This window comes from Duganella sp. Root198D2, assembly GCF_001428585.1.
Classification (GTDB): Bacteria; Pseudomonadota; Gammaproteobacteria; order Burkholderiales; family Burkholderiaceae_D; genus Rugamonas.
Genome location: NZ_LMIC01000016.1, coordinates 59,913 through 71,374 on the forward strand (window position 1 = coordinate 59,913; position 11,462 = coordinate 71,374).

10 protein-coding genes are annotated in these 11,462 nt (G+C 60.9%); 5 read left to right on the forward strand and 5 right to left on the reverse strand.

What is annotated here, in order from left to right:
- Positions 1–32: 32 nt before the first annotated feature.
- The 4 genes from gshA to ASE26_RS16150 form a co-directional block, all read right to left on the reverse strand.
- Positions 33–1,331, reverse strand: a complete 1,299-nt coding sequence (gshA, locus tag ASE26_RS16135; RefSeq protein WP_055928637.1) for a glutamate--cysteine ligase — start codon at positions 1,329–1,331, stop codon at positions 33–35.
- A gap of 189 nt (positions 1,332–1,520) precedes the next feature.
- Entirely contained in the window at positions 1,521–3,056 is a 1,536-nt protein-coding gene (locus ASE26_RS16140; RefSeq protein WP_055928640.1) for an ammonium transporter, read from the reverse strand.
- Between the two features lie 11 nt (positions 3,057–3,067).
- Positions 3,068–3,406: a P-II family nitrogen regulator gene (locus tag ASE26_RS16145; protein WP_028102386.1), complete on the reverse strand. Its 339-nt coding sequence runs from the start codon at positions 3,404–3,406 to the stop codon at positions 3,068–3,070.
- Positions 3,407–3,418: 12 nt separating this feature from the next.
- Positions 3,419–4,177 (reverse strand): TorF family putative porin, encoded by a 759-nt coding sequence (locus ASE26_RS16150; protein ID WP_055928644.1) that lies wholly within the window; start codon positions 4,175–4,177, stop codon positions 3,419–3,421.
- Positions 4,178–4,368: 191 nt separating this feature from the next.
- Here ASE26_RS16150 and ASE26_RS16155 point away from each other — a divergent pair, with 191 nt between their 5' ends.
- From ASE26_RS16155 to ASE26_RS16175, 5 genes are all read left to right on the forward strand, one after another.
- Positions 4,369–4,611, forward strand: coding sequence for an accessory factor UbiK family protein (locus ASE26_RS16155; RefSeq protein WP_055928647.1), 243 nt, complete (start codon positions 4,369–4,371; stop codon positions 4,609–4,611).
- Positions 4,612–4,684: 73 nt separating this feature from the next.
- Positions 4,685–6,205, forward strand: coding sequence for a YifB family Mg chelatase-like AAA ATPase (locus ASE26_RS16160; RefSeq protein WP_055928650.1), 1,521 nt, complete (start codon positions 4,685–4,687; stop codon positions 6,203–6,205).
- Between the two features lie 68 nt (positions 6,206–6,273).
- A complete protein-coding gene (locus ASE26_RS16165; RefSeq protein ID WP_082507234.1) occupies positions 6,274–8,574 on the forward strand; it encodes a TonB-dependent receptor domain-containing protein in 2,301 nt (766 codons plus the stop codon).
- Positions 8,575–8,603: 29 nt separating this feature from the next.
- The gene (locus ASE26_RS16170; protein ID WP_055928653.1) at positions 8,604–9,116 is read left to right on the forward strand and encodes a hypothetical protein; all 513 of its coding nucleotides are present in this window, start codon (positions 8,604–8,606) and stop codon (positions 9,114–9,116) included.
- A 68-nt stretch (positions 9,117–9,184) separates the two neighbouring features.
- Positions 9,185–9,535, forward strand: coding sequence for a DUF1840 domain-containing protein (locus ASE26_RS16175; RefSeq protein WP_055928656.1), 351 nt, complete (start codon positions 9,185–9,187; stop codon positions 9,533–9,535).
- Here the strand turns inward: ASE26_RS16175 and ASE26_RS16180 are convergent.
- Entirely contained in the window at positions 9,532–11,292 is a 1,761-nt protein-coding gene (locus tag ASE26_RS16180) for a DUF885 domain-containing protein (protein ID WP_055928659.1), read from the reverse strand. The two genes, ASE26_RS16175 and ASE26_RS16180, sit on opposite strands and share 4 nt — an antisense overlap.
- Positions 11,293–11,462: the final 170 nt, after the last annotated feature.

Genomic DNA, 11,462 nt, shown 5'->3' on the forward strand with positions numbered 1-11,462 from the left:
AACTGATTCTAGCCGATCTGCGCGACTGGCGTTCAGTACACCTCAGGATCCGGGTCGGTGCGCTCCATCTCCAGCGAAGCGGCCAGCAGGGCCAGCCGCGCCACTACGCCGTAGACATAGAAGCGGTTCGGCGCCGCCGTTCCCGGCTTCGCTTTCACATCCGGCACGGCATGCTGCTGCGCGAACGCCAGCGGCACGAATTGCGAGCCCGGCGCGTTCAGGTTCTGGTCCGGCCCCTTCTCGCCATGCACGCGGTAGAAGCCACCCACCACATACCGGTCAATCATATACACAACCGGCTCGGCAAACGCCTCCTTGATGCTCTCAAAGGTCGGCACCCCCTCCTGGATATTCAGGTCGGTCACCGCCTTGCCATCCTTGATCACGGTCATGCGCTTGCGCTGCTCTTCCGACAACTCTTTCAGCTCGGCCGCATCGCGGATCGTGATGACGCCCTTGCCGTAAGTACCGGCATCCGGCTTGATGATGACGAACGGCTTCTCCTTGATGCCGTATTCCTTGTATTTCTTGCGGATTTTGGCCAGCACCGCATCGACCGAGGCCGCCAGGCTTTCCTGTCCCTCGCCGGTGGTCAGGTCCACCGCGCCGCATTTGGCGTGGAAAGGATTGACCATCCAGGGATCTACGCCGATCAGCTTGCCGAACTTCTTGGCCACTTCGTCATAGGCATTGAAGTGGTTGGATTTGCGGCGGATTGCCCATCCGGCATGCAATGGCGGCAACAGGCTTTGCTCGTGCAGGTTGGTCAGGATGTCTGGAATGCCGGCCGACAGGTCGTTATTCAGCAAAATGGTGCACGGATCGAAATCCTTGAGACCCAGGCGGCGGCCATTCGGCGAACGCACCAGCGGTTCTACCACCAGCATATTGCCGTCAGGCAGCGCCAGCGGCGTCGGCTGGGTCACCGATGGATCCAGCGAGCCGAAACGGACATTCAGGCCGGTCTGGCGGAAAATCTGCATCAGGCGCGCGACGCCCTGGAAGTAAGTCGGATGACGCGGCTTGATTTCCGGGATCAGCAACAGGTTGCGCGCATCCGGACAGTATTTATCGATCGCCGCCATCGCCGCCTGTACCGACAGCGGCAGCATTTCGTTGGCCAGGTAATGGAAGCCGCCAGGGAACAGGTTGGCATCCACCGGGGCCAGCTTATAGCCGGCATTGCGCAAGTCCACCGAAGCGTAGAACGGCGGCGTATGTTCCTGCCACTCGAGGCGGAACCACCGTTCAATAGCTGGGGTCGCGGCAATGATCTTTTCTTCAAGATCCAGTAACGGCCCGGTCAGGGCCGTGACGAGATGGGGAACCATGTGACTTCCTTGCGGGTTGGTATTTGCAGACTCTCCATTTTGGGGCAAAACCGCCAATTAAAAGATAGTTTGGAACAAAAAAAAGCCCCCGAAGGGGGCGTGCGCGGGGGCGTCAGGGGTCTGGCGCCGACAGAGACATGGCGCAGCTGCTTCTGTCGGTGCCCGGCCCCACGGTTCCAAGCTACTACGTTAAGCGTGGTAAGCCGATTCGCCGTGGCTGGTGATGTCCAGGCCTTCGCGTTCTTCTTCTTCCGGCACGCGCAGGCCAATCACGATGTCGACCAGCTTGTAAGCCACGAAGGCAACAACAGCCGACCACACGATGGTGACGCCGACAGCAGTCGCCTGGGTAAGCACCTGGCCGCTGATCGAGTACTCAGCGCTTGCCTTGTTGGCAACGTAGTCAAATACACCCTGGCCGCCCAAAGATGGTGCAGCGAACACACCAGTCAGGATCGCGCCCAGGATACCGCCCACGCCATGCACGCCGAACACGTCCAGCGAGTCGTCCGCGCCGATCAGGCGCTTCAGGCCATTCACGCCCCACAGGCAGATGATGCCCGCCAGCAGGCCGATCGCCAGTGCACCCATCGGGCCGACAAAACCGCAAGCCGGGGTGATCGCCACCAGGCCCGCCACCGCGCCGGACGCGCCGCCCAGCATGGAAGGCTTGCCCTTGAAGATCCACTCACCGAATACCCACGACACGGTGGCGCAGGCAGTTGCCAGCAAGGTATTGACGAAGGCCAATGCAGCGATGTCGCCAGCTTCCAGCGCCGAACCGGCGTTGAAGCCGAACCAGCCCACCCACAGCAGCGATGCGCCGATCATGGTCATGGTCAGCGAGTGCGGAGCCATGGAGTCGCGGCCGTAGCCAACGCGCTTGCCGATCATGATAGCGCCCACCAGGCCGGCAACAGCGGCATTGATGTGCACCACGGTACCGCCGGCGAAGTCCAACGCGCCCTTCTGGAAGATCCATCCTGCCTTGGCGGTTTCGCTTGCCAGGGTCTCGGCATTGGTGATCACGTCAGGGCCGGTCCAGAACCAGACCATGTGGGCGATCGGCAGGTAGCTGAAGGTAAACCACAGCACCATGAAGGCCAGCACGGCGGAGAAACGCACGCGTTCTGCAAACGCACCGACGATCAGGCCGCAGGTAATGGCTGCAAAAGTGCCCTGAAAGGCAACGTAAATGAACTCAGGGATCACTACGCCCTTGCTGAAAGTCGCAGCCACCGAGAAGCCCTTGGCCGGATCGTAAATGCCGGACAGCAGCGAACGGCTGAAGCCACCGAAGAAGGCATTGCCCTCGGTGAAGGCAATCGAATAGCCGTACAGGCACCACAGCACGATGATCAGCGCGAACACGAAGAACACCTGCAGCAGCACGGACAGCATGTTCTTGGAGCGTACCAGGCCGCCGTAGAACAGGGCCAGGCCGGGAATGGTCATCATGATCACCAGCAGGGTGGCCACGAACATCCAGGCGGTGTCGCCCTTCTGCGCAACCGGGGCCGGCGCGGCGGCCGGAGCCGCGGCAGCGGCAGCAGGAGCGGCGGCATCAGCCGGCGCAACAGCAGGAGCAGCCGCGGAGGCGGCAGCGGTAGCAGCGGCAGCCGGCGCTTCGGCCGGCTTGGCATCTTGAGCCAGCACAGGCAATGCTGCGCTGAACGCCAACAGGACAGTCACCCCCGCCAGCCATTTCTTAATGGTCTTTTGCATCACGGTTCCCCTTACAGTGCTTCGTTGCCGGTTTCGCCGGTACGGATACGGATTACTTGTTCCAGCGACGAGACGAAAATCTTGCCGTCGCCAATCTTGCCGGTGCGCGCGGCATTCTCGATCGCCTCGATAGCCTGGTCGACGATGGCATCGTCGACCGCCGCCTCGATCTTGGTCTTTGGCAGGAAGTCGACCACATATTCCGCGCCGCGATACAGCTCGGTGTGACCTTTCTGGCGGCCGAAGCCTTTGACTTCGGTCACCGTAATACCTTGCACGTTAATCGCCGACAGGGCTTCACGCACCTCGTCGAGCTTGAACGGCTTGATAATGGCGGTAATCATTTTCATACTGGTGCCTCTTCAGAAGGTTTTGGACAAGGTCAGCACTGCGCCAGCCTTACCTAGTTTCTTGCCATTTGGTCCGAGATAATTTTCGGTATTGGTATCGATGTAGGCCAGCGCCAGCGAGGCAAAGCCCAGGTCCTTGGTCACGCCAACCTTCCAGTCGGTGTAGCTGTAGAAGCTGGAGTTCTCCACCTTCTGGCGCCCCACGTGCAGGTTCAGCACATAGCCATCACCCAGGTCCTGGTTGACTGAGGCATCGATATAAGTACTGTGCTTGCTGTCGGCAAAGCCGAACAGGTTGCTCAGCGAATGCGAGTACTTGAGGGTAGCCGGGCCATAGCCAACCTGGCCATACAGTTCGCGGGTATTGGCGCTTGGATGCAGTTCATTGGATGGATAGACATAGGCCAGGAAACCAACGTCATAGCTGACGCCAGGCGCGATTTCACCGCGCTTGCCGCCATACAGGTCCAGTTCAACGGAAGCATCACCGCCGCCATCCTTGATCCACTTGATGGTGGAGGCCCAGGCACCTGCATAGAAACCGGTCGGATTGTTGACCCAGTCGGCGCCGCCTTGCAGCGCCGGTTTCAGGCGGGTTTGCGAGATACCACGGTAGCGGTAGTCGCTGGTCAGGGCCGCGTTATAGCTGAACTCATTATCAGGCTTCGCCTCCGGTGCGGCATCGGCCGCTTGGGCCAGGCCGGTTCCCATCGTTGCCATTGCCAGCGCGACTGCAACGGTGAGGCCCAGCTTCTTGCTCTTATGAATCATGGCGATTTCCTTTTGAGTGAACTTTTATTGCGGTTTAAAATTCAGTCTGAAACGACAGCTTTCTTGCTTAGTAGCAGATTGCGTGCCAGCCAAAATTCGTGCGCGAATTGATATAAGGACAGCTTTCCGCACCATTTAAAGCCAAAGCCGCACCGTCGTGGTGCATAAACTCACACATCGGAAAGAAAAACATGGACATGAACGCCTTCTTCAACGACTTGCAACAGAAGGTCAACCAGGTCATCGAAAACTCGCCAGCCAAAGACATTGAAAAGAACGTCAAGGCGATGATGACCCAGGGCTTTGCCAAGCTGGACCTGGTGACCCGCGAGGAATTCGACATCCAGGCCCAGATGCTGGCCAAGGCCCGCGCCAAGCTGGAACTGCTGGAATCGCGCCTGGCTGAGCTGGAAGCCAAGCTGGCCGACAAGTAAGCCCCTTGCGCTAGCGCAAACGAGCGGTGGCGCCCCGGGCCTACGATGTGCTGTCGTAGACCGGGAGGCCACCATGAGCATCGCAGTCATTAAAAGCCGCGCGCTGGCCGGCATGCAGGCTCCGGAAGTCAGTGTCGAAGTCCACCTCGCCAACGGCTTGCCCGCGTTCGCCATCGTCGGCCTGGCCGACACCGAAGTGAAGGAATCGCGCGACCGGGTCCGCGCCGCCATCACCAATGCCGGGTTCGAACTGCCGCAGCACCGCATCACTGTCAACCTGGCCCCGGCCGACCTGCCCAAGGAATCCGGCCGTTTCGACCTGCCGATCGCCATCGGCATCCTGGCCGCGTCCGGCCAGATTCCTTCGTCCACCCTGGAACAATTCGAGTTCGCCGGCGAGCTGTCGCTGACTGGGGAGCTGCGTCCGATCCGCGGCGCGCTAGCGATGACTTACGCCATGCAGCGCTCCGCCGGCGGCGCCGGCCGCGGCTTCATTCTCCCCAGCGCCAATGCCGACGAAGCCGCGCTGGTCACAGGTGCCCGCATCTACCCCGCCGCCACGCTGCTGCAGGTATGCGCCCATTTCGGCCTGGATCCCGACGGCAGCTTCGCCCTTCCGCGCCATGTGGCCCAGCCCCTGCCCCTGCCGCCGTCGATTCCCGACTTCGCCGACGTCAAAGGCCAGATCTTCGCCAAGCGTGCGATGGAGGTTGCAGCCGCAGGACGCCATTCGGTCCTGCTGGTCGGCCCGCCCGGCGCCGGCAAGACCATGCTGGCCACCCGCTTCGCCGGCCTGCTGCCGTTGATGACGGACGATGAGGCGCTGGAAGCCGCCGCCGTACAATCTTTGATCAGCGGCTTCACCGTCGAAGGCTGGAAGGTGCGCCCCTTCCGCTCCCCGCACCACACCTCGTCCGGCGCGGCGCTGGTCGGTGGCGGCAGCGTGCCGCGCCCCGGCGAGATTTCGCTGGCCCATTGCGGCGTGCTTTTCCTCGACGAGTTGCCGGAGTTTGATCGCCGCGTGCTGGAAGTGCTGCGCGAGCCGCTCGAATCCGGCCGCGTCACTATCGCCCGCGCCACCCGGCACGCCGACTTCCCTGCCCGCTTCCAGCTGATTGCAGCCATGAACCCGTGCCCATGCGGATACCTTGGCCATCCTGCAGGCCTTTGCCAATGCACGCCCGACCAGATCCTGCGCTACCAGAACCGCGTTTCGGGCCCCTTGCTTGACCGCATCGACATGCAAATCGAAGTTGGCCCCGTTCCGCCCGACATCCTGCAAGCGGACGCAGTGGGTGAGCTGTCCGAAACAATTGCCGCGCGCGTGCACGCTGCCTTCGAGCGCCAGATCGCCCGCCAGGGGAAAACCAACCAACAGCTGACGCCGCGCGAAATCGACCGATTCTGCAAGCCGGATGCCAGCGGCCAAGCCGTCTTGCGCGCAGCCATGCACAAGCTGCATTGGTCGGCCCGCGCCTACCACCGCGTGCTCCGCGTGGCCCGCACTGTGGCCGACCTGGATGGCCAGAAGCAAATCGGCGGCAAGCACGTCTCTGAAGCGATCAACTTGCGCCGCGCCCTTCGGCAACTCTAAGTTTCAAATGTAATTCCGCGTAAATACGTGGTTTGGGTGGCGCGTTCTTCGCTAGAATTGCCGCCACCATGACCACCCAATACCGTTACTCGCGCTACTGCGCCGTACCTATCCTGATCCTCCTGTGCTGCGGCAGCGCCGCCGCCCAAACCCAGACCTCCCAGCCAGCCAAGGCCGCAGCCACGCCAGCAAGCGTAAAAAAAGATGTCCCGCCTGAGACTGGCAACATCACCAGCGTGACGGTGGCAGCGGAGCGCCCGACCAACCGTATCGACCGTCAGGTCTACGACGTGAAATCCGATACGTCCAGCAGCAACGGCTCCGCTGCCGACGCGCTGAACAACGTCCCTTCCGTGAACGTCGATCCGGACGGCTCGCTGACCCTGCGCGGCAGCAGCAATGTGCAGGTCTACGTCGACGGCAAGCCTTCGGCCATGCTGCAAGGCGATAACCGCGGCCCGGCGCTGCAGTCGATTCCCGCCGATGACCTCGAGTCGGTGGAGGTGATCAACAACCCCGGCGCGCAATTCGGCAACGAAGGCGGCGGCGGCCCGATCATCAACCTGGTCATGAAGCGCTCGCGCAAGCCGGGCGGCTTTGGCGTGGCCAATGCCAACTACGGTACGGCAGGCCGCTACAACAGCGCACTGTCCGGCACCTACAACGAAGGCTTGTGGGGCTTCCAGGGCGGCATCAACGTGCGCCATGACGGCCGCAACTCGGTCGGCGAAACGGTGCGCGAGCGCATCGATCCCCGTACCGGAGTCCTGTCGCACAGCGAGCAGCAATCGCAGTCGAACGGCCTGAATGACAATGCGGGCCTGAACGGCGGCGTCACCTACAACCTGGGCGCCAACGATACATTGGGCGCCCAGGTCGCCTACTCGCATCGCACCAACGATGCGCGCGCAAGCGACAACTACCTTTCGACCGACCCCGATGGCATCGTCACCGACAACTACCTGCGCAGCACCTTGCGCGAAGGCGAGAGCAAGAACTACTCGTGGAATGCGCGTTGGGACCACAAGGGCGACGCGCCGGGCGAATCCTTCAAGATGGACTTGCGCGTGTCGACCGCCACCAACGATTCCGACAGCAGCTACCGCAATAGCTATGTGGTGCGTCCGCCAATCGGCAGCCAGGCCGACAGCACGCAGAAGAACCGCAACAAGAACGAGATCATCGACTTCACCGGCGATTACGAAGCAAACCTGTTCGGCGGCGTGACCAAGCTTGGCTACAAGATCGTCCAGAACCGCAATGACTCGAGCATCGATTACGCCAACATCGACCCGATTACGCAGGAAGGCTCGCCCAACGCGTTGCGCAGCAACGCCTTCGACATGAAGGAAACCATCTACGCCGCCTACGGCTCCTACCAGATGCGATTTAACGAGCAATGGGGCTTGATGGCCGGCCTGCGCGCCGAGCATACCGAGATGGAGATCGACCAGCTTACCAGCCAGGTCGCCGCCGGCAACAGCTACACCAACCTGATCCCGAGCTTCTTCGCTACCTACAAAATGAGCGAGAACTCGCAAATGCGCTTCGCTTACGCGCATCGCCTGCGCCGCCCGAATGCACAGGACCTGAATCCCTTCGTGGTCTATCGCGACGAACTGAATGTCTCTTCCGGCAATCCGAAACTGAAGCCGGCCCAAACCGATTCCTTCGAACTAGGTTACGAGACCCGCATGTTCGGCCTGGAGACCAACCTGCGCGGTTATTTCCGCGACGAGACCGATTCCATCCTGGACCGCAAATACTTCATCAGCGACACTGTGCTGCTGACCACCCGCGAGAATGCCGGCAGCACCCGTTCCGGCGGCATGGAGTTCACGCTGACCGGCAAGCTGCTGCCGACACTGACGCTCAACCTGAGTGGCAACGTGGCCCGTTTCGAACAAAGCGTGCTGGAAGTGAATGGCGACCAGACCAGGCGCACCGCCTCTTCGCTGAGTGGCCGCCTGCGCCTGAACTGGCAGGCAAGCAGCACCGACATGCTGCAGGCGGCCGTCCAGGCGCAGGGCAAGATGCTTACCGGCCAGGGTTATCGTGAACCGAACACTACGCTGAACCTGACCTGGCGCCACGCCATCACGCCGCAACTGGCCCTGATGGTCAACGCCACCGACGTCTTCAACAGCAACAAGATGTCGACCATCACCGATACCTACGCCCTGCGCGAGCGCTCGCTGCGCGAGTTCGACGGCCGCATCATTTATGTCGGCCTGTCTTATCGCTTCGGCAGCGCGCCCGGAACGCGGCGCGAAGGCCCTCAGCGCGAGCCGGGCGGCATGCGCGGTCCGGGCGGCCCTGGCATGGGCCCGCCTCCAGGCGGCATGGGCCCAGGCCCCGGCGCAGATTGACCTGGCAGCGAGGTGCTACCATTCGGGTCATGAAGACAATCACCCTGAACAAAGCCCTCGCGCTCCTGCTCGCAGCCGGCGCGCTCGCAGCCTGCAGTCCGAAATTCGACTGGCGCGATTTCCGCAGCAGCGACGCGCCTTACACCGTCATGTTGCCCGGCAAAGCCGCCACCCACACCCGCGCCATCAATCTTGATGGCCAGGACGTGAAGATGACCATGTCCGCAGCGGAAGTCGATGGCACCATGTTCGCCGTCGGTACGGCCGAGCTACCGGACGCCACCAAGGCCGCCCTGGCCGTGCAAGCGATGAAGCTAGCCATGGTGCGCAATATCGGCGGTACTATTACCAGGGAAAGCACCAAGGACGGTGCATTTGAAGTGGAAGCGCGCGGCGCGGCGCCAAATGGCGCCCCGTTGGCCATGCGTGGCCGCTTCCTGGCGAAAGATAAACGCGTATATCAGGTCGTCATTCTGGGGAACCAGAAACATTTTGATGCGGATACGGTTGATACATTCTTGAGTTCGTTTAAATTGTATTAAGTAGCACGACGCGCGCGACTGCACTCGTGCTATCGTATTAGCACATCAACAAACTAAGGAAGCGCGCCATGTTGATCAAATTTAAATCCATTTCGTCGCCGGAACTCATGATGGCGCACGAGCACGTCGAACGCATCATGGACCTGCTGAAGAAGAGCCCGACGCGGGGTGTCATCACGGCAGCGGAAGCTTCCCAGGCGCTGCAACTGCTCGAGAAGGAAGTTGCACTTAGCAAACTGCATCCGGAAGTCGATTCCGAACATGCCGCCCATACGCCCAGCCATGCCCTGCCGGATGATAATGGCGATGCCGATTTCGGCGAAACCCAGAAGGTAGGATTTGCGCAGCGCGCCTTCCCCCTCCTGGAAATGCTGCGTGCCGCCCAGACGGGCGGGCACGATATCGTGTGGGGCGTTTAACGCTGGGACGGAACGAAGTCTTCCATCACTGCCTTGCGCAGCAGCGCAGGTGGCAACATTCCCTGGGACAGCACGAAGTCATTGAAGGCCTTGCGATTGAATTTCTGGCGCAAGGCCACTTCCGCCGCTTGGCGTGTTTCCATCAGTCGCTGATAGCCATAGAAGTATGAGGTCGCCTGGCCTGGAGCGCGGAAGGTGTAGCGCTGCATTTCCTGCGTTGCCATGCCTTCCGACAGGCCAACTTCGTCCATCAGGAACGATTTCACTCCTTCCGGGCTGATTTCACCCAGGTTCACCATCGGGTCGAGGAAGGCGCGGGCGGCACGCTGCATGCGGGCCTGCAGTGCGAACAATTGGCCATCGAGCGGCTCGAACGGCTGCATTTCCGCCTCGGCATACAGCGCCCAGCCTTCCACGTTCACGCTGTTGAAAGCAAACACGCCGCGTGCAGTCGACACGCCCATCTCGATCATCTTCGCAAATTGCAGCTCATGGCCCGGTCGCGCTTCGTGCGCGGTCAGGGTCCAGCTACCGGCCTGGTGCGTGAAGTCGTCGAAGACCAGTTTCTTGCCGCTGGCATCAGGCGGCATGCCGGTGGTCAGCACGAACTCGCCGTACTCGCCGGTATTGCCGATCAGGCGTGGTGGGCTCATGTGTGGAGCCGGCTGCTGCGCATTCTCGGCCTCGCTCGCCAGGCGGATGACAGCCTTGCGATCCGGCAGGGTGACGATGCCTTGCTCGCGTACGGCGGATTCGATTTGCGACAGGCGCTCGCCATACAAAGGCATGACCTGCTCGGCCGGGATTTGCTGCTTCTTCAGCTCGCGCATGACAGCGCGATAGTCCGCGTCCGGCAGCTTGCGCTCCTTGGCAATCAAGCTGGCAGTGATGGCCATCTGGTTGCGGATTTCAGCAAAAGACGTCAACGCCTTCGCAATCAGCTCTTTCGGAGCGATATCTACGCCGAACTGGTGCAGGTTGTCGGCATAGACTTCCGTCGGCAGACGATGGTCGGCACGGGCCTTCGGCAAGATCTGGTCCTTGATCTTGGCGTTATATGTAGTTAATTGGGTTTCGATTGCCGCAAATGCCGGCTCCCAGCCTTTCAAGTCGCTCTTGCTGAGCAAATCCTTCATGCCCTTGATCATGGCTGGCGCTGCACTCAGCGCCTGTTCCACTTCGCCTTTGTACGGGCCCAGCAAATTCTTGTCGGCTTTCTGGCGTTCCAGGTAGCGCTCATAAGCCAGTTCGGTGATCGGGCGGTAGCCCTTGGTGAGGCCGGCGTATTTCTCCATGCGCACCAACAGCGTTTTCTGCCGCTCCTTAGGAATGCGCGGATCCAGCGTCTGGCGCATCACACCAAACATCAACTGGGTAACGTCGGTAAACGGCAGCAGGTATTTGCGGTTCACGGTAGCAGAGCGCAACTGGTCTTCTGCTGCCCCGACCAGGATCTCCAGGTCTTGCTTGACCTTGGGGTCCTTTTCCGCCCTCTGACGCTTCTGCAATTCGGCGATGACAGCACGCGTATCTTTTGCGGTGACTTCAAACAGGTCGCGCGACATGTCGGTGATCTGCTCATCATAGCCATCAACACCCAGGCTGCTGGCACTTTCAGGCGAATACTTGGCTTGCAGGTTCAGCAGAAGCTTGGCGTTCTCATTGCTCTTGGTAACCCAAGCCGGCTCGGTAGCCGCAGAGACATGCAGGGAAAGCAGGGCCAGGGTGAGGCCACTGAGGAGTTTCGTGATCGGCATCGTTATTCCTTTATAAAGAATTGCGTGCCGTATCATAATGCAAAAAGCCCGCTGGCACATGCCTAGCGGGCTTTTCTAATAAGAGCCTGACGATAACCTACTTTCACACTGGTTGCAGCACTATCATCGGCGCAAAGTCGTTTCACGGTCCTGTTCGGGATGGGAAGGGG

What these genes read in the sequence shown, in the direction of transcription:
- ASE26_RS16165 (WP_082507234.1), top strand. Translation starts at nt 6,274, where the DNA reads ATGACCACCCAATACCGTTACTCGCGCTACTGCGCCGTACCTATCCTG.
- gshA (WP_055928637.1), bottom strand. Translation starts at nt 1,331, where the DNA reads ATGGTTCCCCATCTCGTCACGGCCCTGACCGGGCCGTTACTGGATCTT.
- ASE26_RS16175 (WP_055928656.1), top strand. Translation starts at nt 9,185, where the DNA reads ATGTTGATCAAATTTAAATCCATTTCGTCGCCGGAACTCATGATGGCG.
- ASE26_RS16160 (WP_055928650.1), top strand. Translation starts at nt 4,685, where the DNA reads ATGAGCATCGCAGTCATTAAAAGCCGCGCGCTGGCCGGCATGCAGGCT.
- ASE26_RS16180 (WP_055928659.1), bottom strand. Translation starts at nt 11,292, where the DNA reads ATGCCGATCACGAAACTCCTCAGTGGCCTCACCCTGGCCCTGCTTTCC.
- ASE26_RS16145 (WP_028102386.1), bottom strand. Translation starts at nt 3,406, where the DNA reads ATGAAAATGATTACCGCCATTATCAAGCCGTTCAAGCTCGACGAGGTG.
- ASE26_RS16155 (WP_055928647.1), top strand. Translation starts at nt 4,369, where the DNA reads ATGGACATGAACGCCTTCTTCAACGACTTGCAACAGAAGGTCAACCAG.
- ASE26_RS16170 (WP_055928653.1), top strand. Translation starts at nt 8,604, where the DNA reads ATGAAGACAATCACCCTGAACAAAGCCCTCGCGCTCCTGCTCGCAGCC.
- ASE26_RS16150 (WP_055928644.1), bottom strand. Translation starts at nt 4,177, where the DNA reads ATGATTCATAAGAGCAAGAAGCTGGGCCTCACCGTTGCAGTCGCGCTG.
- ASE26_RS16140 (WP_055928640.1), bottom strand. Translation starts at nt 3,056, where the DNA reads ATGCAAAAGACCATTAAGAAATGGCTGGCGGGGGTGACTGTCCTGTTG.